A 26,865-nucleotide genomic window follows, 5' to 3' on the forward strand; every position below is an offset into this window, starting at 1 on the left:
GATCTCCGCGTGTCGAGCGAACTGACTTGCAGGAGACCAATGATCCCGATCTGGGTCAGTGGTATCCGCTATTAGTCTGGCTTTGTTGATTAGCTTGATTAGAAACCAATTTTGGATGGTCTTAGTTTGATCTATACATAGAAGGGATGAATGAAAGTGAAGAAAGTAAGACAGGGATGGAAGGTGAGCCGGCAGATCCTAATGTGGATGCTGGTGATCAGCTTAATAGTTTCTGCCGTGCCCCTATTACCAGCGCAATCGGCAGTAGCGGCTGAACTGCCGATGCAGATGACAAAAGTAACCACATCTACTGGATTCCAGGATGTGAGTCCCACCGACTGGTTCTATGATGCAGTCGTCCATGTGCAGGAGAAGGGCATATTCAGCGGAACGAACGCGAGTAGCTTCTCTCCTAAGGGGACAATGACACGTGCCATGTATGTAACGGCACTTGGACGGATGGCGGGAGTCGATGCCGGGGCGTACTCCACTTCGAGCTTTGCCGATGTACAGGCGGGCAGCTGGTATGCGCCATATGTCGAATGGGCGGTTAAGAAGGGAATTACCGATGGCACGGGGGATCGGAAATATTCGCCGGATGCTACCGTATCTCGGGAGCAAATGGCGACGATGACGTTGCGGTATTTCGAAAGGGAACAGATCCCTTATCAGACCGAGAATCCGGTCACGACAGAGCCGGGCGATATCGGGGATGTATCGCCTTGGGCGGCTGACGCGGTCATCAAGCTGTGGCAAGCCGGTGTGTTCACCGGGGACGAAAAGGGGAACTTCAATCCGCGTGCACAAGCGACTCGCGCGGAAGCAGCGGTTCTCTTCATGCGCAACAACGCGGTTGTAGAGGCGTGGAAAAATCAGAATCAAACGCCGGTGACACCGACATCGCCAGTGACACCAACACCGACATCGCCGGTGACATCAACGCCAACACCGTCACCCGGCAGTAATAGCGGTGGCGGAACGCCTGGAGACAACGGAGGTAACCCAGGCACGGGTTCCACTGCGTATACGCTCACGTTTGAGAGCAACGGAGGCACGGCGATTTCTGCGCAGACGGTACGAAAAGGCCAGGTGCTAAATAATCTACCTGCTCCAACAAAAGAAGGATATATATTCCAAGGGTGGTTTGCGGATAGTGATCTTTCACTCATCTTCGCAAGCGGCAGCACCCTGAACGCGGATACAAAGTTGTATGCAAAGTATACGGATAGCATAGATCGTGCCGTACAGAGCGTACCAAGCTATTCGGTACTGGATGTCGCGCCGAACTTCACCATTAAGGTGCAGGATTCATCGGGCAGTCTAACGGAATCCCAGGTCAAAGAGGGGATGAACTTCGTGGATACGGCGAATCCCGAATTCGAAGGGGTTACCGTCTCTGGTGGGAACGGAGTTTTCACGGTATCGTCAGCAGCCGAAAACGGCAAGTTCGTTGAAGGTAACACATATCAACTTACGTTGACGGATGACAGCTTGTCCTTCCAAGGCCAAGACGCGACGACAAGTATTTATGTATTTAGCGTTGCTAAACAAGAAGTCATGAATGTTCCACTCAATCCGAATATGATCTACATTCCGTTCACGGATGTCACGGATATGGTGATAAATGGAGCAGATGTCGATTCGCCCGCGATTTCAGTCGTTACTACGACGGTAGGTGGCGAAAATGCACTCGCCGAAGTGAATGCGAGTAGTGGAACGTTCAAGTACACCGGAAGCACTGGCACGGTAATTCAAGTCGGTGATACCGTAGCCATCTATGAGGGAGTTAGTCCCGAACTGCGCACAGTCGAAACGACTGGTGAAGACGATGGTGATGTGGCCTATGTCCAGATCACGGCGGTAGATGGAAGTGTCTACACTTATGATCACGCAGATGCCAATCAAGTGTTGTTCAAGCCGGATGTTCTACCGGTGAGCATAGAAGCAGATAAGGATGGAATTCCCAATAACCATTCCATCACGGTTGAGCACACTGCCATGAACTACAGTGACAGCCTGTACAAGCCCTTCGGTTTGGATGAGCTGACCACTGTTGATGTGGGCGACTTTATTGGTTTTTATGATGGACAATTCGATCAAGAAGGTATTGAGATCATGGGTTATGGACGTATTACGTCGATTACGCCTGAGGCGGAGATGGACGTAATTACGTATGAAGATGCCACCATTGAAGATATTGAAAATGCCTTCAACATCTATCAGAAGCAAGCAATTGACGGCGATGATCTGTTGTCGGAAGAACAGATTGCACAGCTCGAAGAGCAAATTGAGCAGCAAGCGAGAGACAGCGGATTCGTCAACGAAGCCGCGGATTATCTGTCTGACATCGCCATGGAGACAAAGGAAATTCAGGAGATCAAGGCTCAGTCCTCCCTAGCGTCCGGTAAAGGGAGCCGGGTAAGTGTGGAGAATCTGACCGTTGTTGCTTCACTCGGCACGAGGCTGAAGAATATTGACGGCCGAACCTCAGGCGTAAGCGCTACATTACAAGTTGGTGCCGATATTGTTGTCAATATCAATGAAGACAGCGATCTTGTCATCCATATGACGAGTACATTCGTTCAGGAGATGAGCCTGGACCTCGGTATCAATGGGGATATGAAAGGGCACTGGCTGAAAAAGTGGGGGATTCCTTACTGGTACAGCATTGATGATTATGTAATTACGGCGAATCTGGATGCTTATAGCTATACCGGAATGAACATCACGGCAGAGATAGCTCTTGTTGAACATGATAAGTTAAATGATGCACTGAATGACTGGCTGGGCGAGAAGAACGCTGGCAGGTTGGGAAAGGTTCAGGACATTGCGACACAGATTAAAGCGGTAATGGCGGGTGTGCAGGATACTGCCGTAGATGCGGAATCGTTGAAGGAAAAGTATCAAGAGATGTTGGAGCAAGACACGGAGTGGGTTCCGTTAATCAAGAAAGAACTCTTTGAAAAGAGCGTACGCGTGGCTTTAGGTATTGTGGAAGTCAAATTTGAAGCGGAGTTTGTGGTCAGCGCCCAGGTGAACCTGACGGTGGGGGCAGATTTCTACTATAAGATGGCCAAGCGCTACTCGGTTAGCTTGCGCGTATTGAGTTTCAGTGGTTCGAGCAATACGTTCAGCTTGCCGGGAGACGGAGATTACCAATTTACCTTCTATGTGATGGGGACGATCGGTTTACGAGCTGGTATTCATATGGAGGTCAAAGCGGGGATTGGAAGCGTCAAGTTGAATAGTATCGGGCTTGCTGTAGAACCCGGTGTGTATGTGAATCTGTGGGGCTACTTCTATTATCAATTGAAGAATATTAGCGGGGTGAAGACCACGAAGTCTTTAGGTGCCCTGTTCGTCGAGATTGGCATCTATTTGGAGGTCGAACTCGGCGCTCAATTAGGTGATGGCGGGCTTTCCGGCGGCGTAGAGCTGGTCGATGAAGAGTGGCCACTGTATACGATTGGAGAAGAACAGAACGTCTACGACTTCGCTTATCCACAGGATAAGTCGCTCAAAGTGAACATGGCGGGTTCTGCGTCATCCATCGTTGTACCGGAGTTGTGGGCCACAATGAATACCTTTGATTTGAAGACAGGCGCTACGGATAAACGGGCTTATGATCGCTCGAATTTCGATATTCAGGTGGACAATCCGAACTTCAAGTATGACGCAGTAAACGGGACGATTGAAGTGGTGGACAAGAAGATTCAGGTGAGTGATGGCAATCTGGTTATCACCTGGAAGGGGCCGCCGGGGTCGTTCACGTCCGATCCACTCAAGCGTACGATTCAGTTAAGCTGGCTTGCTAGAGTGGGTGACTACATCCTTCAGCTGGATCCGCAGAACGGCGGAGTGACCCAGGTTGTGGCGGCTCCGTATAACGCGCCAATTAGCGTGGTCACCCCGGTATATCCAGGATACACCTTTGATGGCTGGTATACGGCCGCTTCCGGCGGCACGAAGATCACGATTCCGAGCCGAATGGCTGCGGAAGATCGGAAACTGTACGCGCACTGGATTGCGAACAAGAATACGCCGTATACCGTTGAGTATTATGTGCTAGACCCGAACAGCAGGGTACAAGCTCCGCCTGTGGATACGGAAAATATGACTGGAACAACGGACACGGAGATACGAATCAGCTCCGACAGGTTTAAGGAGCAAGGCTATGCGACTGGAACGGTGAGCGGCGTATTAATCAAGGGCGACGGCTCTACAGTCGTAAGAGTTAATTACTATCCGGAGAATCGAAAGATGACTTTCGCTGGGGGTTATGCCGGTGCGCCCCAAATCTCGGTAACAGAAGCCGTTGGCAAGAACATCGCTACTCGTATACCTGTACCGACAAGGCAGGGATATACGTTTGCCGGTTGGTCGCCAGAAGTTCCAAGTGCGATGCCGATTGAGGATACTACGTATACAGCGAAGTGGACGGGAAGAGAGGGTACGCCTTATCAGGTCGTGTACTTGCTGCAAAATATCGGAAGTGACACCTATACGGTTGCAGATACGGAATCGTATCGTGGAGTTACGGGTACCGAGGCGAATATGACGGACGTCAAGCCGAGATCCTATGATGGCTTCGTGCGGGACGACAGTATTTCGGTACTGACGGATCTAATCACGAGCAACGGAAAAACGGCGCTGAAGGTATATTATAAGCGTGATGTATACCAAATGACGGTTGATTATAACGGTTCTGGAGCAGCAAATAAAACGGATAACGTTCCTTTCGGAGCGACGACGCTGCTACGTCTGGGCACTCCGACAAGGCAGGGATATAGCTTTATGGGGTGGTCGCCAACGCCGCCGACCACAATGCCTGCTGAAGATGTCCAGTTTACCGCTCAGTGGGCAATTAACGACTACACTGTAAATTTCGACAGTAACGGTGGGTCCGAAGAAGTGCCGGCTCAGACTGTAGGGTTTGGCGCCACGATTAGTACGCCGACTGAATCGACGAAAGATGGTTATGTATTCGGCGGTTGGTACAGTGATAACACGTTGACGAATGCTTACGACTTCGCTGCAGCGGTGACGGCGGATCTCACACTGTATGCGAAGTGGCTGATCCCTTACACGATAAGCTTCGAGAGTAATGAAGGATCGGTAGTAGATGCCCAAACAGTGAATGAAGGCGTCAAGGCTATGGCTCCTGCCCCTCCGACGAAAGACGGCTATGTGTTTAGCGGCTGGTACAGCGATAGTGAGCTAATGAACGCCTACAATTTCACGACTATGGTGGTTACGGGAGACCTGACATTGTACGCGAAGTGGACGGTATATGTACCGATTACCTACACTGTAACTTTCGAGAGTAACGGCGGATCGTTGGTCACAGAACAGACTGTGAATGAAGGTGCCGTGGCTACTGCTCCTGGCGCTCCGATGCTGGAAGGGTATACGTTCGATGGCTGGTATAGCGATAGCGAATTGATAATACCTTATGGTTTCACGGAAGGTGTAATGGCGAATGTGATGCTGTACGCGAAGTGGACGAAGAACAGCTACACAGTGAGCTTCAACAGTAACAACGGATCATCGGTGAGCAGTCAGTCCGTGAGTGAAGGTGACACGGCAACAGTTCCTGACGCACCGACCCGTGCAGGGCATGTATTTGAAGGTTGGTATAGTGAAGCAGGTCTGAATGAAGCCTACAGCTTCACGACACCTGTGATGAATAACCTCACATTGTATGCGAAATGGACGGCTATTTACACGGTCACCTTCAACAGTAACGGCGGATCACTGGTGGCTGAACAGAATATGCAAACCGGCGGTAATGCTACGGAGCCTGCCGTACCGACGAGGGACGGTTACGTGTTTAACGGTTGGTACAGCGACGCTGGACTGAATGAAGCCTACAGCTTCACGACATCGGTGACGGGTAACCTCACGCTGTACGCGAAGTGGACATTTAACAGCCGCATGGTGGACTTTGACAGTAACGGTGGGGCAGCAGTAGGTAGTCAGACGGTGGTTACTGGCAACCAAGCTGTGGCACCTGCTGCGCCGAAGTGGGCAGGGTATCGATTTGAAGGTTGGTACAGCGATCGTGATCTGGAGATCGTCTACGACTTCATGACGCCGGTGACGTCAGACATCACCCTATATGCGAAGTGGACCATGACATCGTGGCTACAAGTAGGTGACTTGTTGGATTTGAATAGTAAGTCCAATGTCATCTTCGACAGTCAAGGAACTCCTTACGTGGCTTATATAAAGGACAATTACGAAGTGTTTGTGATGCAATTTAAGGGAGGCAAGTGGCAGTCCTTTGGCAATCAAAGCGATCTTGAAAAAGCGGGAGGATTAGGGAGCTCAGCTATATCGCTCGGAATAGACAGTAAGGACAAGCTTTATGTTGCTTATAAGAATAGCTCAGGTAAAGTAAGCTTTAAGAATTATAATGATGAACATAAGTGGTGGAGACCAGTATCTACTATCTCTGATTTCAGTTGGAATGATGGAAAGACGAGCAGAAAAGTGGATAAAGTTAATGATAGCTTCTTCATTACCTTCGATAAGGATGATAATCCTTTTCTGATGTTTAGAGGTATTTTAGACGGTAATGCTAGGGAACCGTCAATGCTTATGTCATGGAGTTATCATCAAGGTAGTGGATGGAAACAAGAAGCGAGACTAGAGGCATTCGCAGGTCTAAGAGCCTTCCTCGCACCATTACCAAACAACGGCATGTATTTATTTGCTCCATTCAGGTCATCTAGTATCCCTGTGGCAACAGGATATAGCTTGGCAGATGGATCATGGAAACAATTAGATCCTAAATTATATTCATATCGAATAACTCCGAATATGGATGCTGCATCTGCGCTTGATCCATCTGGCGTACCTTATATGATCTATCTTAGCAACTCCAATGGTGTTGAAATGTGGAAATATCCGCACTCGACTCCGTCAGAAGATACGACATGGGAAAAGGTGAATACTTCCGGATTCTCGGTCGGTACATCTCAAGAAGGAAGCATGGATATGGCCTTTGACAGCGAAGGAACGCCTTACGTTGCTTATCGAGATGCAGCAGACGGCAACAGGGTGACTGTGTTGAAATATGAGAACATGGATTGGAGACCGGTAGGGTCTGCCGGATTCTCCAATGATGACGCTCTGGAGCTAGATATTTTCATAGACAGCACTGACCACGTTTATGTGAGTTATAAGGAACAAGGTAAAATGAACGTGATGAAGTTTGATCCTAATTTCAAATAACTTTTATAGATCAACTGGCAGAAGAGCCTACTCCCATCGGAGTAGGCTTTTTTGCATATATTACATAACTCACTATATTTCATGCAGCGTTTGTGTCTCTGGGAAGTTATGCACACCCCATTTGCAGATTTCCTCCAGAATGGGCATTAGACTTTTATCTCGGTGGGTTAAGTAATACTCCACTTTGGGCGGGGGTTGATCGTACTTGACTCGTTTTATCACACCTTCACGTTAACCGCTTCTTCAGTTCTGAACCCTGAAAAAACGGCCTTTCCCAAGATTTAAATTGTAGGTGTAGGTGGCTAATCCTCATCTCCAATTATTTTGCTTAGAAATTGGTTCGCCCAAACGTGGCATCACTCTTCACTGTTGAGCTGCTGGATGCATTGATGGCATCGAGCTGTAACACGTAGTCATAATGACGGATGTAATATCCGGGCTGACTGTACGATTGAAGGGATACTTTGGTGCTATCAGCCCAACCAGGACTGCTTAGGAACGTAGCATCTCCCTTATAGGCGGAGGTGTCGGCATAAGCTTCAAGTACAATTTTATTGCTGGTGTTGCGCTTCAAGAAGTAGCCTGGGAAGTTGATGGACTCCAGTGAAATTCCCGTGGAGCTGGCAAGGCCTGGTACGACGCGGAACTGTGAATCCAGAACAGGAGAGACGTTGGCATCCACGCGAGCGGTGTAATTGGCATGGCGGATGTATCGATCCGGAACGTTGTGTGAACTGAACCGGCTGTAACCTGTGGCTTCAGGTGTTGCAGGGCCCAACATTTTGACCTCGTGCAGGGTTGGGGTGTACCAGTTCCCCGGATTATTCCACAAGACGGCGTTCACTATATTGATCCGTACATAACGGGCAGTGAAATGCACGGCATCCGTGGTGAAGCCATAGGTCAGATTATTGGTGCGATCCAAGGTGGAGTAATTAACTCCATCTTTGCTAATTTCAATTTTGTATTTGTAGTACCCTTCGGAACCTTTATACATAAACCAGGACGTGTCGATCTCGGTGATCGTCTTTGGTGCGCCGAAGTCCACCTGCCACCAGGCAGGCCAGCTATTGGAGGAAGCCACCCATGAAGTCTGGTAGTTGCCATCATTGACGTTGGATGCAGACGAGCCGGAGGCTGTGGAGCTGGCGGTAGCTGTTTTGCCTTGTGCATGATTGACGAGAGCAGGCGGTGTTACCGCACCCGTTACTGCGTCGATATTCCACGTTGTATACCACTCCAGTGATGCGGTTCCGTTCGAATCATTCAAGGTTAGCGGCAGCCAGATATGTTTGTGCTCTCCGAGGTTCATCGGATTCCAGCGATCCCCCATGTAGATGTAGGATGTGGTGTTGCTGCCTGTAATCGTGGCAATATCATGAATCTGCGAGCCGAAGGCAGATGGATTGCCATATGGCGTAAGCGCAGTCCATGGACCCGTCATGGAAGTTGCTGTAGCATAAGCACCCTGATTCGGATACCAGCCAGCGGCTTGGGAGGTGAAGAGGTAGTAACGGTTTCCTTTTTTCACAACAGCAGGTGCTTCACGGTAGGCGTTCTCGAACAGCCAGCCCTCGAAGGACTGTATTCCGGTGTAACTTGCATTCATTTTAAAAATAGCCATCGTATCATTGGCACCGCCATTTTTGCGTGAAGCAGTAACCAGATAACCTGTGCCATCTGTATCAACAAAGACGGTCATGTCACGGGATTCATAATTCAGCGGGCGGAAGCTGCCCTCATAGGTGAATTTGCCATTCGGGGTATTGCTTGTTGCGACCGCTACACGCCCGAGGTTGTAGTCTGTACCGTTCTCATAGTGTGCCCAGAGCACATACTGATTGGTGGAGGCGTTATAGATGACTTTGGGGCGTTCGATCTTACTGGAGGCCAGCTCGGTTGCGGAATCTTTCGTCAGGATGGCATTGCTGAAAGTCCAGTTCTTCAGATCAGTGGAGGTGTAGACGTTCACGCTGTCAAACCTGCCGCCCACCGCATGTTCACCGTACAGATAATACGTCGAGCCTACCTGCAGAATGTTGCCACTATTCGCATGGATGGGGTTGCCTGCGGTATCGAGCCAATCGGTACCGTTGGTTATTGTGACACTTGCTGCGCTTGTCCGTTCAGGATGAAGTCCAAACAGGGTGAACGTGAGTGCAAAGACCAGAAACCAGACCGCTTTCCTGTTACCCATTACATACACCTCCCGAAAGATATCAGATTAAATGTAGCGCTTTCATTTATATTGTAGTTGGGTCAGACTCTTTTTCAAGTGAACAATCCATCCATTGCTGAACAAACCTTCATTTCATCGTGGCTGAGCGGTGAGAGCGGAGGAAATGTTCCTAAATATCAAGTACGATGATGTGGAGAGGATCAGGTACACACGTTAAAATAAAGCTAGACTGAATTCACATCATGGTTGGAGGGTGGACCGTCATGAACAAGTTTATTGTAGATGAAGACCTTCAGGTGATATTGCATAATGACGAGGATGGAACGAACACTCCGATTAAGGGAGGCATTACTGCTCAGGATTTTGAAGTCATCTCTACGTATCAAAAGGGATGGTTGACCTTCGCCTATCTGCGTGATCGTCAGGGAATATGGTGGTTCAATGCTCGCAAGAACAAGGCGAGTTTGTTCAGCAAGGATACGGAAGCTTTCCGTGTGATCGATGAAGATTACTGCTGCGACTCACAGTACGTATATCTGGAAGATCAGGTCGTGCCTGACTCCGATCCGGAAAGCTTTCGGCTATTGCCGGATACGCCCTACTTTGCTCAGGACCAACATTATTTATATGTGAAGAGCAACACGCATTTTCATCTATTTGAGGATATAGATACGAATGCTGTAATTGCTCATCATGACTATTGCACCGATAAAGACCATTTGTTCCATATGTCCAGTTCTCTTCGCTATGCAAATGGGGAAAAGGATGAGGTGAGGGCATGGCTGCAAGAACATCATCCCGACGTACCTGGCTGGTGGCATGATCATTATGCCCACAGTGCAGAAGGTGCTACGCTGCTCAAAGGCAATTGGGTTGAGACGCAGTCGTCCATTTTTTATAGAACAGAATGGGGCGATACGTATCGTCGAGAAGCGAAAGGTGTATTCAACCTTGTTCGTGGAGCAGACGGGTCTACCTTTGAACCGTTGGACGAGCAGTTTGCACGGGACCGGGAACGTGTTTATTTTCAGTGGCGTACTGTAAAAGGAGCAAACCCGGATACGTTCCAGTCACTAGGTGGACCCTTTGGTCGTGATGGCAAACATGTGTATTACAATGGTTACCGTGTGGATGGAGCTGACGCTCAGCATTTTGAAGCTTATGCCGGGACGGAGCATCTTGGACTTTCCAAGGATCAGCAACATGTGTATCGTGCCGAGGTTGTTCGGACAAGTCAGCCCTTCGGTCATCCGGACGATGTGCTTCAGATCATTAAGGGGGGAGACGCAGCGACTTTTGAGTTAATAACGCCTTCCGGCAGTTGGGCGGTGGATGCCAATCGTGTGTATCTATGGGGTAAACCAAATAAACATATGGATCGAGTCAGCTTTACACATCTATTTGATGCGGATCCCCAGAGTTGGGCCACGGATCAGAATGGTCTGTATAATGCCAATGGAAACCGCACGGTAAAGGGTATGAGCGGTAGTACATTTGTCATGCTGAATCAATATTGGGGTAAAGATGAGCGTGTGGTGTTCAGCTTTGTGACGGGTGGGGTTTATAAGTCGGGAGATGCAGCGACGTTTATGGTTACGGATGATATCGGGGGCGCCGAAGATGCGCTATTTCGGTATACGGTGGAAGGCGGTACAGTGCGGAAAAAGAAGAGGTAATGAAAAAAGGGATGGTAGACTTAGAAAAGAGTCCACTATCCCTGTTTGAATTTCTAGTTATTTGACCGTGTTTAGCAAACTATTTATGACCTTTGCGAACCTTAAGCTGCATCTTTTTGATCGTTATGTTTTGCATGAGCTCCAGTACGAGAGGGCCTTTGCCGTTCAGGATCTCTACATCCGTTACATTGTCCTGAATGGTAATGATCCCGATGTCTTCTGCGGTTACCCCTTCGAGCTTGGCGATGGTACCTACAAAGTCAACGGCACGAAGTTTCTTCTTCTTGCCTCCGTTGAAGTTCAGCTTCATGATCTGTTGGTTCAGCTGTTCACGCTTGTCTTTTTTGCGTTCAGGCACAATCTTCAATCGTTTCTCAAAATCTTCTCTGCGGCGATCTACAGCTTCTTCAGAAGGTGCTTTTACAACAGGGATTTCGAATCCAATATAGGATTCAATCTCGGCGAGACGTCTGCCATCTTTCGGTGTAATCAACGTAATGGCTTTACCTGTTTTGCCTGCGCGACCCGTACGGCCTGTACGGTGAACATATCCCTCTTTTTCCAAAGGAATATCGTAGTTGATGACATGGGTAATATTCGTGATATCAATACCACGTGCGGCTACATCCGTCGCGATCAGATAGCGGAATTGTCCGCGTCGGAATGCGTTCATTACTTCGATCCGCTCATCCTGCTCCATACCACCATGGATACGATCTGCTGGGTAGTCAAGATCAGCCATAACCCGGAACAGTTTATCCACATTCTCCTGCGTACGGCAGAACACAATGCAGCTATCCGGATTTTCCACAATGAACAAGTCTTGAAGCAGTGCGGTTTTGTTCACCTCGGGTACGTTAATCACAGCATGTTCAATCGTGGCTGTTGTCAGTCCACTTGCCTTGATCTCGATCTCTACCGGTTTGTTCATGTATTTGCGTGACAGCTTGGCTACATCTTCAGGGAATGTAGCGGAGAACAACATCGTTACTCGCTCCTGCGGCAGTTTCTGAATGATGGACTGTACCGTCTCAATAAAGCCCATATTCAGCATCTCATCGGCTTCGTCAATGACGAGATACGCGATCCGTTCGAGTGGTAGCGTGCCTCGTTCGATATGATCCAGTACCCGACCTGGTGTACCAACAGCCACGTGGGTTCTTTGTTTTAACTCTGCTTTTTGGATATGAAAAGGGGACTGTCCGTATAGTGCGGTTGCTTTAATACGCTTAAAGCGGCCGATATTCGTAATATCTTCGTTAACCTGCAAAGCCAGTTCCCGGGTTGGTGTAAGAATCAAAGCCTGTGGCTTATTCTCATTCCAATCCACCAGCTCACAGAGCGGAATGCCGTAAGCAGCTGTTTTACCACTACCTGTCTGTGATTTGACCACAAGATCCTGATTCTCTAGTGCTACCGGAATAACTTTGGTTTGAACCTCGGTTGGTGTCTCATAGCCCAGACTGTCCAGTGCTTTTACGATCTCTTCACCAAGTCCATAATCTTTAAATTGTTGCTCGCTCATCGTTTACCTCTTTTGCGTTAGTTTTTGTACAATTATTGCACCGTACATTTATCGTATACCTCTTCATTATACTCTATATGCAGGCAGGCTAACGGAGTAAATGCTTCAAGTGTGTAAATTGTTTTCATCATTTCCGATTTTAGTAGCAACCACCCGTTGCTGTTCGTATGTGTATCATAACGTTCCACGTGAAACGAAATGTATCGGCGTATATGCTTGGTGTTAATGAATGACCATCTTCACAGCCGTGGTTTGGGGAGGGTAAGATTGATTGATAAATCCACCGATCCACACTTCTGCACTTCGACCAACGAGTGTCTCATCCAAAGAGACGGTGACAATCTCTTCTTCGATGATGAGTTCGGCGTCCTTGCTGAGCGAGACCCAAATCGGTCCAGAATCAACACCGCCATCTTCTTTATTCTCGATGAGTACCTGACCTCTTTCTTCCTCAAAATCCGTAATAATTCCTCGTACATGTGGCTTCTCTTTCCCTTGTTCCTCGGATTTATCTGCGCATCCGAGCGTTAGCAGAAGCAAGATAAACGGGAATACGAATAATCTTCGTAAAATGGACATCGAGTTGCTCACCTCCTTTTTAATACATCTATAAGTATGGACGGTCTTAGAGACATCAAAGTTCCTTTACATCAATGGAATAAAGAACAAAAATCACTCCATTGAGGCTGGAACTGGAAAATGGGATATGGTAGCATATGGGTACCCGTAAAAAAGCTATAGGATAATCAATCGTATATTACACGTATGTCGCTAGTCATGAAAGAATTTTTATAATAGTGGTACTTTTATATACTACGTATTACCCGGCCGGAGCGAGTACAACCGAAATTTTAATGGACTGCACAGACATGGATGTCTGTGTTTTATTTTTTTATCAGGAAAAGGGGGATAAGATATGCCGCGAGTCAAGATGACATGTTGGTTGTTAAGTATCGTACTGGCTCTGGTCAGCCTATCCGGGTGCTCGTCCCCTTTTTACGAATCGTTTAATGCCGCAGGGAGCAGGTTATCCTCTGATCGAATGAATGAACTCCGCAAGGAATATCCGCTATCCACTGGCGTCCCCGCGACGATTAACATGAGAGAAGTTAGCTTCAATGAGGTCATGGCGTTTGGGGATGGGATCGTTGTGGCGGAGGTCGTGAAGGTGTTGCCGAGTTTTCGTGTGGAGCTATCGACTAAACCCGGTACGCCTGAACGAAAGGTGGCTGATAAGGATAGGGCTAATGGAATCACATCCTACCAACCTGAATTCATCTCTTATCAGGTGAAGGTAAATGAAGTAGTAACAGGAGATGATGTACCCGAGGATACTTTTTTATTTTACAACGCTGACTTCGCAGGTGTGGAGCCTGAACTTAAACCAGGTATGAAGATTATCGCTGTAGTCAAAAAGGGGACGACCGGAGAACAGCAGGGAGGATATTCATTCACTCGCTACGGCACGTACTATATTGTCGATGATGACTACGTACTTGCCGCCTACGAGGGGGAATCGGAGGAATTGCGTGATTTTATGGAACAAACGAATGGCATCCAGCTGGACGCTTTTATGGATAAAATCAAGAACCAACCACAAGGCTAAATGACTTCATTCCCCTAGAGCAGTAGAGGAAGGGCCATACGCATAACCATTCGTTTAACATAACAAAGGGCGATCCCGACCATGATATTCATGGGAGAATCGCCCTTTTTCTTTTTCGTTAAGCGTGGTGCGTCACGATTGTATCTATTTCAAAATACTTACATATTTCCCATATACAAATGCTACACGTCCATCCAGCTTCACTTTTACCCAGCCATACTTGTCTGTACTGATCACCTCAAGCAGGGTGCCCTTTGGTACCGCAGCAACGACCTTCGCTTTGGATGAAGCGCCAGTGCGTACGTTCAGGTAAGACGCTGTAACCTTGGCTTGTTTGCCTTTGGTGACAGTTCCTGGTTTACCCGTGCTTGGTGTGGATGGTTTACCAGGTTTCGACGTGCCTGGAGTTGGTGTTGGTTTTGGTACTGTTGGCGTTGTCGGCTTCTCAGGTGTAGGAGTAGTTGCTCCCTCACCACTACCTACTGCTTTGCGAGCCTTGTTCAGCTGTTGATAGAATGCTCCCTTGTTTTTCACGCCTGCGAATTGTGTTGCACTCACATCTGCTTTGGCAGATAGTGTATCAATCTCTTCTTGAGTCACCGCATCCAAAATGTTAATGGAGGCAATGTTGGTGTACTTGCCATCTTCCGTTGTTGGCACAGACATGATGCCATCGTTAACTAACTCCACCACATCTGCACGTTCCGGTGCAGTCAGGTCTACGCCGGTGATTTTCCAGTTGCGTTGAATCTTCGGTTCGTAGACACCTTCCATGACATCTTTCAGATAGGCGATGGACAGGTTGCGAATCGTACCTTGAATCTCACCAAATGCCGAGGCGTCCTTGGAGGACCAGAGTTGCTTGAACTTACGCCCTTCCATGGCGCCACCTTTGGCAATCAGCGCTTCCATCCGGTAGGCATTCATACCGAGCTTCAGCGTATCGTCTTCTTTGACAACTGATCCATTGCTGTACTTGAGATTTGTAATCCGACTACCGTATGGCTTGGTCAGGTCAATCTCATATGTTACGCCGCCGAAGAAATCATCGGTGCTGTATTTGGAAGCACGTCGTTTCGGATCAAAGCTGACGGTCACATCACCCGGGCGTGTGGAGTTGAAGTACCCCGCAGACCACTCCATATAATCCATTAGATCGCGTCCGGTTACTTCATATACGGTCACTTCACCAAAGGTGTATTGGTAGTTGAATGCAATATCCTTTTTCTTGATCGGGCCTACATCCAGCTTGGCTTTGTCGTTATCAATCTGATGCGCGACCACATCGGCATCACTGTAATGCAACATCACTTCGGTGAAAAAATCAGACAAAGGTGTTTCCTGGATCTGCACCGCAGGTATACCCTTAATCTCATCAGCAGGGACCAGGTTCGTTCCTTTCAGTTCAGCCACTTCAATGTTGGCATCGGCACGAGCGAACTCGTGGAATGGGTGCAAAGTCTCTTCCAGCGCAGGATCGGAGACTTCATACGTTCCGTCTGCTGCTTTTACAGCGAGTGCTTGAGCTTCTTTGCTTTTCAGCACAACTTTGTCGCCGTCTTTTTCAAATGTCAGATCGATTCGTGAAATATGTGAGCCATATTTATTCGGTTCGGAGATCAATACGCCGTTAACCGTTTGGGATTCAATCAAAGTATGCATGTGTCCGGCAAAAATGGCAGCCAGCTCCGGGTTGGCATTGGCGATATCCGTCACTCCGGTTCCCGGATTACCGTTCTCGTTGTCCAATCCCATATGCATGAGTCCAACCATGACATCGACTTTGCCTTTCAGCTCAGCAATAGCCTTCTTGGTCTCTTCCACAGGATCTTTGACGATGATGCCGTCCAGGTGATCCGTACCTTTTTCAAATTCGGTAATCATAGGTGTGTTCATTCCGATAACACCCACTTTGATTCCGTCTTTCTCGATAATCGTATAGGCAGGCATGTAGCGGTCGCCGTTTTCTTTGAAAATATTACCCACGAGAGGCTGTCCATTGAATTGGGAAGAGATTTTCTCCAGTACGTCCAGTCCAAAGTTAAACTCATGGTTACCCATAACCCATGCGTCATATTTCATTTCGTTCATTGCAACCATCATGGGAGATTGAGGTTGATCATTAAACAACTCAGCCGAGTTATCCTGAATCATGTCTCCTGCATCCAGCAGGATCGTATTGGGATTCTCCGCACGGACTTTTTTCACAATGGTGTAGAGCTGTGTCATGCTACCGGTTGGGTTTGGACCGTCCAGAGCATAGTCCCACGGCATGAATCGACCATGTATATCCGATGTACCCAGCAACGTAATCTTGGTCTCCTTGTCTGCCTCAGTAGCCTGAACCGGAGTGGAAGCAAAAGGGGCGAACAAAATGGAGGCACATAAGAGGAAAGATAAAGGCCATCCGGCGAAATGTTTCGTTGAAATTTTGCGCATGTTGTAATCTCCCTTGTTATCTAGTGTGTGTAAAGATATGTATCATTTCATACTAGATAAACATCTGGTGAATGTAAACTCCAATGTAAGAGGTTGTTCAAAAAGTCCGCTTTTGATTACGAATCATGCCTAGCGGCATCATCAGCATTGAAGTTGAAATTCAGCCGAAATGTCCGTTGCTCACGTAGTTTTCCCTACGCTCCGCTACTCCATTTCTAACTTCATTCCAACTTCTCGGTACTGAAAACCAAACTTTTTGAACTCGCACTGTAAGAGTTATGTTGGATTTAAGAGAGTGAATCTATGAATAACTTCAGAAAAAGCATTTAAATCTATTTTTTTGCAATAAAATACTATAATTTGACAGGTGTTAAAAACCAAAATTATCCAGTAAAATGATGTTTGTAAGCGCTTTACAAAAAATGAATTCTAAGGAGGAAAATCATTGATTAAGTCTAAGTGGTTCAAAACAGTCGGCTCACTGGCATTGGTAGGGATTCTCGCTGCTTCTGTTGCGGTTGGTAGTGTGAGCGCTGGTCTGGCGAAAGGTAGCAAATTTCTGGGCAATATTATTGCCAACCAGGTTCCTTCGAATTTTAGTCCATATTGGAATCAGGTAACTCCGGAGAACTCTACCAAGTGGGATGCTGTTGAAGGCACACGCAACGTGATGAACTGGGGCCAGGCGGACATGGCCTACAACTATGCTAACAACAACGGATTTCCGTTCAAGTTCCATACGCTCGTATGGGGAAATCAACAGCCAAATTGGATTAACAGTCTCTCAGCCGCAGATCAGAAGGCTGAAGTGACACAATGGATTAAAGCGGCAGGACAGCGGTATTCGAAGTCTGCCTTCGTTGATGTGGTGAATGAACCTCTGCATGCGAAACCATCCTATCGCAATGCTATTGGTGGAGATGGGGCAACGGGTTGGGATTGGGTTATCTGGTCATTCCAACAGGCGAGACAAGCCTTCCCTAACTCCAAATTGTTAATTAATGAATATGGTATTATCGGTGATCCTGCTAAAGCGGACCAATATATCCAGATTATCAACCTTTTGAAAAACAGAGGTCTAGTTGATGGTATTGGAATCCAGGCGCATTACTTCAATATGGACAACGTTTCTGTGAACACAATGAACACGGTACTGAACAAGCTTGCGGCTACAGGGCTACCAATCTATGTATCCGAGCTGGATATGACAGGTGACGATAATACACAATTGCAACGTTATCAGCAGAAATTCCCTGTGCTGTGGAAACACTCTGCTGTTAAAGGTGTGACGCTGTGGGGTTACAACCAGAATCAAACCTGGCAGGCTGGCTCTCACTTGGTCAATAGCAACGGTACAGAACGTCCGGCTATGCAATGGCTGAGAAATTACCTGGCGAACAATCCTTAAGCGTGCGTTTTGACGAGTCGGAGCATCCTTTGTAAATCCGGTAATCATATAACACCAAATAGCGCCTGTTCCACATGTTAAGCATGGGAACATGGCGCTTTTTGTGTTAATGCTTTGTCTCAACAGTGTTCGGCAATTTATGGTGCAGGGAAACATTTAATTTTAATCCAAATCAAGACAAAAGCGATCAGCGCAAATATCATTCCGCTCCAGATCAGTTGATGTATTCCCAGGTTTGCGATGAACCATCCGCCGATAGCAGTACCCAGGGTAATACCGAGGTTGGAAAAGGATACATACAAGCTGTTGCCGAATTCAGGCGCGTCCTGCGCTTCAGCGGTTAACCAGGTTTGGCTTACAATTAATCCTCCTGAATGCACGGATGCCCAGAGGATGACTACAATAACCATCCACATGAAGTGGGGACCGGCCCAATAGACGAGTGCGTAAGCTGCTACATACAGAAGGGGGAACATGAGGACAGTGCGGACCACGCTCTTACGCAGAAACTGTCCAAACCCCAAATTTCCGATGATCATGACGACACCAAAGACGGTCAGCATGACACTGATCCATGATCCGCTCATGTGGGTGACCTGTCCAAGATACTCGGCGAAATAGCTGTACACGGAGAACATGGCGGCGAATATAAAAATGACTGCGGCAACATTCAGCCATAATCCAGGTTTGCGCAGAATACCGAGCTGCTGGCCATAGGACATCTTTTCCTTCACGGGCATCGAGGGTAGCCAGATCCATATGCCGATCAAAGCGACCACACTGACCATCGCTCCAAACAGGAAGGCGATTTCGAGGGATAGGCGTTCAGCAAGATACGATGTGAGTGGCACGCCAAAGGCAAAGCCCGCGGTAACTCCGGTGAATACTTTGGCGACGGCCTGACTGCTTTTCTCTGCTGGTACGAGTTGGGCACTGGTGACCAGGGCTACGGAAAAGAAGACGGGATGGAATAACGCGGGAATGATACGGAAGATAAGCATGGTATCAAATGTTGTGGCGTAGGCATAGACCACGTTTGAAATGGCAAACATCAGCACAGCGGCTAAAAGGATAATTTTGCGATTCATCCCGGATGCCAGCAAGGTGAGAAAAGGGCCTGCTATGGCTACAACCAGCGCAAATATACTGACCAGCCAACCTGCCTGTGCAGCCGAGATGCCGAATTTATGCGCAACCTGAGGAAGTACCCCCACGATTCCCATTTCTGTTGTAATAATCCCGAATACCCCGAGTGCCAGCATCAAGATAAGGAGTGGATTGACCTGTTGTGATTTCATGCAAAGCGTACCTCCATTAAATTTAAATATACAGAAAAGTAGATATAATATGCTGAAATGAGCCTGCCTTGCCTCCTATAATATGATGGACATGAGAGTAAGTTCTCTGGATTACATTATATCTAGATTTATAGATTTGTAAATATAAAAAGTGAAACATCATATCTTTAAGTCGTCTTCTGCTTGTGTTCTACAGGAGTAATCATGCTGACAATAAGCATGGTCTGGCCCATAAAAAAATAGCGACGGCCCGGGGAATCCTTGGGGCCTGACGCTATTGATATCCGCGTTTTTAACGATGTGTTGGATTAGTTATTTCGGTTGAATAACCATGCTGTTGAATGAATCGGCTTCCAGCTCCATGTGTAGGGTCTGTCCTTCTTCAAGGGTTAGATACAGGTCACGACGGTCCTGGAATGGATTGTTGATGACAATCACGAGACTGTTATCCGGGTTGCGGAAAGCAACGGATTTCCCGCTCCATGCGCCAGACAGGCCGACTCTTCGAGCACCAGGAACAATATGATGCGCGAAGTGTTTCATCACATAATACTCGGGGTTCCGAGTAACCTCCCTATTGTCCGGATCTACAGTGATCATGGAGTTCTGCTCCCAGCCCCATGTGCTGCGGCCTTTGGGTTCCAGAACCATGTTCCAGTAGATGTACGCGTTCACTCCGTTGCTGAAGTAGTGCTGGTAGAGGTTATATACATATTTGGCATAGTTCCATGAGTTGTTGCCATCACCGCATTCGTTCTCAGTCTGCATATAACGTAGCTCCGGATAACTCGCTGAGGTACGTTGAATCGCATTTTTGCCTGCCCACTGATATCCAACACCTTTGATATAGGAATAGGCTTTTGGATCACTCAGGACAAGCCCGGCGTACTCATCGAAGTCATTTGTTTTTTTCTTGATTAATTCCTCCCATGGATCAGGGGCATTGATCGTTCCGAGCCAGATTTCCGTATCCAGACCGTGTTGGTCAAAAGCCGGGCCCAGATAATCGCCGATAAACTCACGAAGCTGCTCGCCTGTCCACATGCAAGAAGGAAATTTCTGATCTGCAATCACTTCGTTCTGTACATGCACCTGATGGATCGTAATGCCTGCGTCACGGTAAGCCTGTACAAACTTTACGAAATACAGGGCGTAGGCCTCCAGAATATCTTTCTCCCAGCGCAGTGTCCCATAGTTATAGGCTTTGGGCGACTTCATCCACGTTGGCGGACTCCATGGCGAGGCGAAGAATTGCAGGTTCGGGTTATAAGTCAGAGCTTCCTTGATGTAGGGAATCAGGTATTTGAAATCACGTTTGATCGAAAAATGTTCCATGGCCACGTCGCCGTCTACCTCGTTGTGGCTATACCACTGCTCTGCATAATCATTTGCGCCGATCGGCAGGCGACAGATGTTAAACTTGTGCTCGCCCTCGGGATGGAAAAGAGAGTGAAATACCTCATGGCGCTGCTCCTCATTCAAATGGGACAGAGCCATATAACCAAGCTCGTTGAAACATCCGCCAAACCCTTCCACAAGTTGGTGCTGTTCACCCGTCATTTTTAAGTTAGCGCTTTCATTAGTTGGCACAAAAGGCAGCTCTCTCCACGGGCTGTCTTGGGTTGTGGAATAACCAGTGAGCGTGAATGTCATGTGAATTTCCTCCTCGCTTGAACCTCAGTTGTCATATATATTACGTTCAGTATAACAACTCCCACGGCAAAAGAAGATATGCTAAACCGTGTGAAATTTACCCTAATCGAAGATGGAGTATCACGAGTTCGTATTCGCATAGACAGATCGTATGCTGTATTTGCTTGTGATCGGCGATGTCCATATACCATTATCCAATGTCTTAACACAACTGTCATAACACAACAAAATCCCCGCTGATTATTCAGACGGGGACTTGCGCTATGTTTCTCATATTCTCTTATGGCTGTAAATGAACGTGAGACACAACTTAAGGCTGTACACTCTCACCATGCTGTTTATTTTCAAAAATCAGAATCGTTTTGCTGCTTCCGATGTAACCAACAGAGGTATTGAATTGCTCCGAGATGAAGCGAACCGGTACAAAAGCTTTACCATCTTTCATCAGAAGAGGAGCATCATTGATCGCAAGTGTATCATTCACGACAACTTGTTTGTTACCCACGCTCCAGCGGATGGTCTTATCATTCTGTGTGATCACAGCTTCGCGCGTACCGCTGTTCCAGTTCACACGGGCGTTTAACTGCTCCGAGACAAAACGCAGAGGCACATAGGTCCGGCCTTCATCGATAAAAGGTGCAGCATCCAGTGCGTAAGCACGATCCCCAACATAGGCGGTGGTAGACCCTTCGATTAGACGCTGAAAGCTGCCCTGGGGCGTTCGTTTCTGCTCCCGCACATTCATCCGATTCAGAAGCTGCATTGTATGACTGCCACTCACAACATCCAGATAATTGTTCTGCACCGTGAGTCCGGCAGGCTCAACCTCTGAGACAGACGTCTGAATAGCCGAGGATAACGAGGTAGACGCCGAGATATCCTGTATAACATTTGTCGCTGACTGATCACGGGTAAACGTAAAACCTGCGATCGGTGTCAGATCCCACACCCGGTTGTTGGATAATTTCAACACGTCCAGGCTGGAAAGCTGCCGTAAAGGTTCCAGATCATAGATCTGATTGGACTCTGCATTCAGCTCTGTCAGCCCAGTCAGTTCCTCAAGCCCCTTGAGATGCTGTACTTGGTTACCAGAGATATCAAGTGTCCGAAGGCGTGTCATATGCTCCAGTGGTGTCAGATCCGTGATTTGATTACCTGCCACATTCAGATTCCGCAGTGTATTTGGCAATTCAGCCAGTACGTCCAGCGTCTGAACCTGGTTGTTTGCTACATTGAGTTGTTGGAGCCGGGTTTTACCCATGAGCGGTGTCAGATCGTTAATCGTATTGTTCGAGATCTCAAGCCACTTCAGTGCATCCGCATCCGAGAGGGCCGCAAGACTGGCAATCTGGTTACCACTGGCGTGGAACGTATGTAATCGGTTGAACCCACGTACAACCTCTATGGAAGAAATGGAATTGTTGCTGATATACAGCCGTCCCAAGTCTTTTAATTCAGTAAGTGCATCTATGGATGTAATGTAATTATTGCGAACATCGATCTCGCGAAGCTGGGTTAGGTGCGCCAGCGGTGTGAGATCCTCAATCTCATTCCCATATAATCGGAGGTGAGTCAAATTGGTTGCATATTCGAGACCGGACAGGCTGTGAATACCTGCATTGCTCAGATCTACCACCTCAAGCTGCTCCAGATCCGTTGAAGTTAATGGCATATCCAGAGGTTTGTTCAGGATTAACTTCAGTCCGTCTTCCAAAGCGGGATCTTCAATGATTCCCTCGCCCAAGTCCGTAGTTGTGTAAGCCATGGCTTGCCCCGATGCCCCGAGACTCAGGATGAATACTAGAAATAATAGCGTCATTCTTCTCATTGCATGCATTCCCTCCGATTTTTAGAATTATAAAATAATCCGAACAGATTGAGTTAGTTAAGTATAGTATCTACACGATAACAGCGACCGGAAGGTTGTTCTGCCCACGGAGTGTTCAGTGTGAATTGAAGAGTTTAACATATACAGGTTCGGCTCAAAGCACATCTATAGTTATTAACCCGTCAACGGGAAAAAGGAACAAGGAATTTCGTAATGGGTATTTCTCTACTTCTATTCTATATGAAACAAACCCTGCTCTGCACTCTTCAGAGACATGTTTATCAAAAAAAATAAAACATCTCCCGCAGACCCTATTCAACCCACCCTTGAAAAGGGTAAAGATGAAGTAAAGATGCCAATTTGGAGGGGAAGATGTGAGTATGCGCCAAGCCATGATCATTAGTAATCCATCGTCAGGTAAGGAAGAGGCCGAGCAGTATGTGTCCCAAGTCAGAGAAATTCTGGAGTCACAGCAGTATGAGGTGGTGGTTAATGAGACGGCCGGGGAAGGTGATGCCACCAACTACTGTCTGAGCGCCTGCAAAGACGGCTGTGATCTGGTCATCTCCATCGGAGGTGACGGTACGCTGCATGAGACGATTAACGGCATGATGGATCAGGATCATCGTCCCCGATTAGGCGTTATACCGCTAGGTACGGTGAATGATTTTGCGCGTGCGCTGAATATCTCGCTTGACCCGGAAGAAGCCATTAGGCAGTTACGTTCGAATCAGACCCATATCGTGGATCTGGGGAAAATCAATGATCGCCTGTTTGCCAACGTTGTGGCTGCAGGTTCTTTGGCAGAAGCTTTGTTCTCCGTATCCTCGGAAGAAAAGTCGAAGTTGGGATCATTCGCATATCTCAAAGAAGGCTTGAAAGACCTGGTGAATACACCAGCCAATCATCTAACCATCGAATATGACGGACAGCTCTGGGAGGGGGAATCGCCACTTTTTCTGGCGGCGCTGACCAACTCGGTCGGAGGATTCGAGAAGTTGTCCCCGGATGCAGAGGTGGACGATGGTCTGATACATTGTTTTGTTGTTCGTAATATCAGTGTGTTCAACAGTCTGACCCTGGGCACCTCCCTGTTATTTGGTAGTCTGAAAGACCATAAGGACGTGGACTATTTTACAGCCAAAGAAGTTCATGTTCGCTCAGACGAAGCCATTCGCACTAATGTAGATGGGGAAGAAGGTCCTGCCCTGCCGATTCATATCCGTGTCTTGCCAAGGCATATTGAGGTCATTATACCGGAAGAAGTATAGTTTATTCTTTTGGATCTATAGGCTGGAATGAAGAACCTATCATTTCTCCATATGAATGTAGGATAAAGCTATTGAAACCGATTGCAGATATATGTCACAATCAAAGGTAAGATACACGATAATATTCGAATATGGAGGGAAAACATCTTGAGAACGATTAAATTGGGCAGCAGCGCACTCGAAGTACCTGTAGTCGCGGTGGGCTGCATGCGGATTAATTCACTAGACGGTAAGGAAGCCGAACATTTTGTTCGTTCTGCAATGGAGGTTGGCGCAAATTTCTTTGACCATGCCGACATTTATGGTACAGGAACATGTGAGGAGATCTTCGCCGAAGCAGTACAGATGAATCCCCAAGTTCGTGAAAATATGATTCTTCAATCCAAATGCGGTATCCGCAAAGGCATGTTTGATTTCTCCAAAGAGCACATCCTGAATTCGGTGGATGGTATCCTTCAACGTCTGAAAACGGAATATCTTGACGTTCTGCTGCTGCACCGTCCTGATGCATTGGTTGAGCCGGAGGAAGTGGCTGAAGCCTTTGATCAACTGGAGCGCGAAGGTAAAGTGCGTCACTTCGGGGTATCCAACCAGAATCCGAACCAGATCGAATTGTTGAAAAAATACGTGAAACAGCCACTGGTAGCCAACCAGTTGCAGATGAGTATTACCAATACCACGATGATTGACAGTGGCATTAATGTGAACATGGAGAACGATGCCGCGGTTAACCGTGACGGTAGCATTCTTGATTACTGTCGTCTGCATGATATCACCATTCAGCCGTGGTCTCCGTTCCAGTACGGATTCTTCGAAGGTGTATTCCTGGGTAGCGACAAGTTCCCGGAATTAAATGCAAAGATCGACGAGATTGCTGCGAAGTATGACGTGAGCAATACAACGATTGCAATCGCATGGTTGCTTCGTCACCCTGCGCAGATGCAACCTGTGACAGGCACGATGAATATTGAACGTCTGCAAGACTGTGTAAAAGCAGGAGATGTTCATCTCACGCGTCCAGAGTGGTATGAAATTTACCGTGCGGCAGGTAATATACTGCCTTAAATTCAAGTTATAGTGAGCATGATGACTGCTGAGTCAGTTGAGAACACGAGCCCGTAGATGGCTCGTGTTTTTTGTCTATTTTCAGGTTTGATGCCAGACGTGTTTCCGATATAAAATAAGGATAGGATTGTCCGTTTTAAAAAAAGGATTAAAATGGTTTTAATACAAATTAGTTGAAAATATTATATTGACCGATACTTTCTAATTACATATAATTACTTTTGCATACCGATAATCCCGTTTATGTTTTTTATTTTGGAGGGTGGTGTTCGTTTGGAGTCGACAACCACGATACGCGATCACTTGGAAAGTTATCTGAAGCGTGAACAGATGTCCATTAGTCATTTTTCGGAAACGTCAGGGATTAATTCGGGTACGCTCAGCAATATTTTGAATAAAAATCGGCCTATTGCCATGCAGCAGTTGGATCGCATTACTTCCGCCATGAGACTGGAAGAAGGTTACTTCTATGAGTTATACATAGACGAGTGTTTTGTACACGCGACCCCGGACTGGCGAAGACTGGGACCCTTCCTTCATCGCTGTGCCGAGTTGGACAAGTTGGACTGTATTGAAGAGGTTATTCGTCTGATGATGGATAATCTATCCTATATTCCTTTGTTATTTGATGTGGCTGAAGAGTTCTACCAAGCGGGTAAATTCAAACCGGCCATTCTTCTATATGAAAACATTGCTGAAAGCGAGAAAATGCAACATTCCGAGCGGCTTGCACTCTGTCAGTATCGACTGTTCCGGTTGGGACTGACTAATGATCAGCAGCGGAATCTGATTATCGCAGCCCGGTTCGAATATTATGTGGATCGGCTGGATGAGCGCTATCAATTGGATGCGCTTAACGAACTAATTAATGCATTTGCATCACTTCACAGATGGAGTAAAGTTCAGGAACTATCTGAAAAGCTGAAGGTGAAAGCAGCCATCCATTATGAGATGAATGGCCGAAGGAAACAAGAAGAGACCAAACGACCTATCGTTTTTTATATTATGTATGCGTATTTAGCCTGTGGAAGTGCCCACTTCCACTTGAACAACTATGAAATGGCATTGAAGTATGTTGCATTATACTCCGATTACAGTTGGGTGAAAGAGCCTGAACCTGAAGAAAAAGTGGTTATTCATCAGTTTCAGGAATGGGCTGAGGGTAATCGTTATATATATCAATTAATGGCTGGGCAGTTTGAAGTATTACCTGACTACCTCGCGTATATCTCAACGAAGGAAAATGAGATATTTCCAGCGCTTTGTGATATTGTAACGGCTGCTAACCGTTATGATATGAACATAGATCATGTACTCAATCAATATGAGCCATACTTCACTTATCATGAACAGAGAAATCGGATTGGGAAAGTAAGCAAGCAGGTAACCGATGATCGCTACGTTCGTCTTTTAGCTGGATTAGGCACGTATTGTCTTAAAAAAGACAGGTTTGTGGAGGGGTTAGATTTTGTACTGAACAGCTTGAGATTTTCTATTGAAATTAGCGATGGACGAGGTATGCTTAGAGGTGTCGGACTGTTTGAGCAATACAGGGAATATGCGTCTGACACAGCTATACAGCAGTACAAAATCTTGATTGGTGAGGTGCAGAAACTCAATGAAGAGAAAGCTGGCTTTGCTGATAGTTACATGTAGTATAGTGGTGAGCATTGTAGCTCCT

At 47.1% G+C, this 26,865-nt stretch carries 15 protein-coding genes; 7 read left to right on the plus strand and 8 right to left on the minus strand.

Annotated features, from left to right (window positions below; translation table 11 throughout):
• The first annotated feature begins 156 nt into the window (after positions 1-156).
• The gene (locus MHI01_RS19420; protein WP_340983877.1) at positions 157-7,236 is read left to right on the plus strand and encodes an InlB B-repeat-containing protein; all 7,080 of its coding nucleotides are present in this window, start codon (positions 157-159) and stop codon (positions 7,234-7,236) included.
• Positions 7,237-7,308: 72 nt separating this feature from the next.
• Here the strand turns inward: MHI01_RS19420 and MHI01_RS19425 are convergent, their stop codons facing one another.
• The gene (locus MHI01_RS19425) at positions 7,309-7,458 is read right to left on the minus strand and encodes a winged helix-turn-helix transcriptional regulator (RefSeq protein WP_127550199.1); all 150 of its coding nucleotides are present in this window, start codon (positions 7,456-7,458) and stop codon (positions 7,309-7,311) included.
• A gap of 106 nt (positions 7,459-7,564) precedes the next feature.
• Entirely contained in the window at positions 7,565-9,433 is a 1,869-nt protein-coding gene (locus MHI01_RS19430) for an AbfB domain-containing protein (protein ID WP_340983879.1), read from the minus strand.
• 245 nt (positions 9,434-9,678) lie between these two features.
• Here MHI01_RS19430 and MHI01_RS19435 point away from each other — a divergent pair, with 245 nt between their 5' ends.
• Positions 9,679-11,091 (plus strand): DKNYY domain-containing protein, encoded by a 1,413-nt coding sequence (locus MHI01_RS19435; RefSeq protein WP_340983880.1) that lies wholly within the window; start codon positions 9,679-9,681, stop codon positions 11,089-11,091.
• Positions 11,092-11,170: 79 nt separating this feature from the next.
• Here the strand turns inward: MHI01_RS19435 and MHI01_RS19440 are convergent, their stop codons facing one another.
• Positions 11,171-12,616, minus strand: a complete 1,446-nt coding sequence (locus MHI01_RS19440) for a DEAD/DEAH box helicase (protein ID WP_127550206.1) — start codon at positions 12,614-12,616, stop codon at positions 11,171-11,173.
• A gap of 222 nt (positions 12,617-12,838) precedes the next feature.
• Complete coding sequence (locus MHI01_RS19445; protein ID WP_340983881.1) at positions 12,839-13,195, minus strand: hypothetical protein; 357 nt, start codon at positions 13,193-13,195, stop codon at positions 12,839-12,841.
• 337 nt (positions 13,196-13,532) lie between these two features.
• Here MHI01_RS19445 and MHI01_RS19450 point away from each other — a divergent pair, with 337 nt between their 5' ends.
• Positions 13,533-14,222 (plus strand): hypothetical protein, encoded by a 690-nt coding sequence (locus tag MHI01_RS19450; protein WP_340983882.1) that lies wholly within the window; start codon positions 13,533-13,535, stop codon positions 14,220-14,222.
• 144 nt (positions 14,223-14,366) lie between these two features.
• Here the strand turns inward: MHI01_RS19450 and MHI01_RS19455 are convergent, their stop codons facing one another.
• Positions 14,367-16,661: a 5'-nucleotidase C-terminal domain-containing protein gene (locus MHI01_RS19455; protein WP_340983883.1), complete on the minus strand. Its 2,295-nt coding sequence runs from the start codon at positions 16,659-16,661 to the stop codon at positions 14,367-14,369.
• 445 nt (positions 16,662-17,106) lie between these two features.
• Here MHI01_RS19455 and MHI01_RS19460 point away from each other — a divergent pair, with 445 nt between their 5' ends.
• On the plus strand, positions 17,107-18,069 hold the full coding sequence (locus tag MHI01_RS19460; protein ID WP_036611704.1) for an endo-1,4-beta-xylanase: 963 nt from the start codon (positions 17,107-17,109) through the stop codon (positions 18,067-18,069).
• A 137-nt stretch (positions 18,070-18,206) separates the two neighbouring features.
• Here MHI01_RS19460 and MHI01_RS19465 read toward each other — a convergent pair whose 3' ends face one another.
• The 3 genes from MHI01_RS19465 to MHI01_RS19475 form a co-directional block, all read right to left on the minus strand.
• Positions 18,207-19,367 (minus strand): MFS transporter, encoded by a 1,161-nt coding sequence (locus MHI01_RS19465; RefSeq protein ID WP_036671768.1) that lies wholly within the window; start codon positions 19,365-19,367, stop codon positions 18,207-18,209.
• A 312-nt stretch (positions 19,368-19,679) separates the two neighbouring features.
• Entirely contained in the window at positions 19,680-21,020 is a 1,341-nt protein-coding gene (locus tag MHI01_RS19470; protein ID WP_340983884.1) for a glycoside hydrolase family 30 protein, read from the minus strand.
• A 310-nt stretch (positions 21,021-21,330) separates the two neighbouring features.
• On the minus strand, positions 21,331-22,848 hold the full coding sequence (locus MHI01_RS19475) for a leucine-rich repeat domain-containing protein (protein ID WP_340983885.1): 1,518 nt from the start codon (positions 22,846-22,848) through the stop codon (positions 21,331-21,333).
• A gap of 380 nt (positions 22,849-23,228) precedes the next feature.
• Between MHI01_RS19475 and MHI01_RS19480 the strand changes: the two genes are divergently transcribed.
• The 3 genes from MHI01_RS19480 (at position 23,229) to MHI01_RS19490 (ending at position 26,840) form a co-directional block, all read left to right on the plus strand.
• Positions 23,229-24,119 carry a diacylglycerol/lipid kinase family protein gene (locus MHI01_RS19480; protein ID WP_036611691.1) on the plus strand — a complete coding sequence of 297 codons (891 nt, stop codon included), beginning with the start codon at positions 23,229-23,231 and terminating at the stop codon, positions 24,117-24,119.
• A gap of 147 nt (positions 24,120-24,266) precedes the next feature.
• Positions 24,267-25,184, plus strand: a complete 918-nt coding sequence (locus MHI01_RS19485) for an aldo/keto reductase (RefSeq protein WP_076213731.1) — start codon at positions 24,267-24,269, stop codon at positions 25,182-25,184.
• Between the two features lie 273 nt (positions 25,185-25,457).
• Positions 25,458-26,840: a transcriptional regulator gene (locus MHI01_RS19490; RefSeq protein WP_091012369.1), complete on the plus strand. Its 1,383-nt coding sequence runs from the start codon at positions 25,458-25,460 to the stop codon at positions 26,838-26,840.
• The last annotated feature ends 25 nt before the right edge of the window (positions 26,841-26,865 follow it).

Source organism: Paenibacillus sp. FSL M7-0656 (assembly GCF_038003225.1).
Taxonomy (GTDB): Bacteria; Bacillota; Bacilli; order Paenibacillales; family Paenibacillaceae; genus Paenibacillus; species Paenibacillus amylolyticus.

Bases quoted from the DNA above. Each gene is read 5' to 3' on its own strand.
- MHI01_RS19430 (WP_340983879.1), bottom strand. From the start codon at position 9,433: ATGGGTAACAGGAAAGCGGTCTGGTTTCTGGTCTTTGCACTCACGTTC.
- MHI01_RS19435 (WP_340983880.1), top strand. From the start codon at position 9,679: ATGAACAAGTTTATTGTAGATGAAGACCTTCAGGTGATATTGCATAAT.
- MHI01_RS19440 (WP_127550206.1), bottom strand. From the start codon at position 12,616: ATGAGCGAGCAACAATTTAAAGATTATGGACTTGGTGAAGAGATCGTA.
- MHI01_RS19445 (WP_340983881.1), bottom strand. From the start codon at position 13,195: ATGTCCATTTTACGAAGATTATTCGTATTCCCGTTTATCTTGCTTCTG.
- MHI01_RS19450 (WP_340983882.1), top strand. From the start codon at position 13,533: ATGCCGCGAGTCAAGATGACATGTTGGTTGTTAAGTATCGTACTGGCT.
- MHI01_RS19455 (WP_340983883.1), bottom strand. From the start codon at position 16,661: ATGCGCAAAATTTCAACGAAACATTTCGCCGGATGGCCTTTATCTTTC.
- MHI01_RS19465 (WP_036671768.1), bottom strand. From the start codon at position 19,367: ATGAAATCACAACAGGTCAATCCACTCCTTATCTTGATGCTGGCACTC.
- MHI01_RS19470 (WP_340983884.1), bottom strand. From the start codon at position 21,020: ATGACATTCACGCTCACTGGTTATTCCACAACCCAAGACAGCCCGTGG.
- MHI01_RS19475 (WP_340983885.1), bottom strand. From the start codon at position 22,848: ATGAGAAGAATGACGCTATTATTTCTAGTATTCATCCTGAGTCTCGGG.
- MHI01_RS19480 (WP_036611691.1), top strand. From the start codon at position 23,229: ATGCGCCAAGCCATGATCATTAGTAATCCATCGTCAGGTAAGGAAGAG.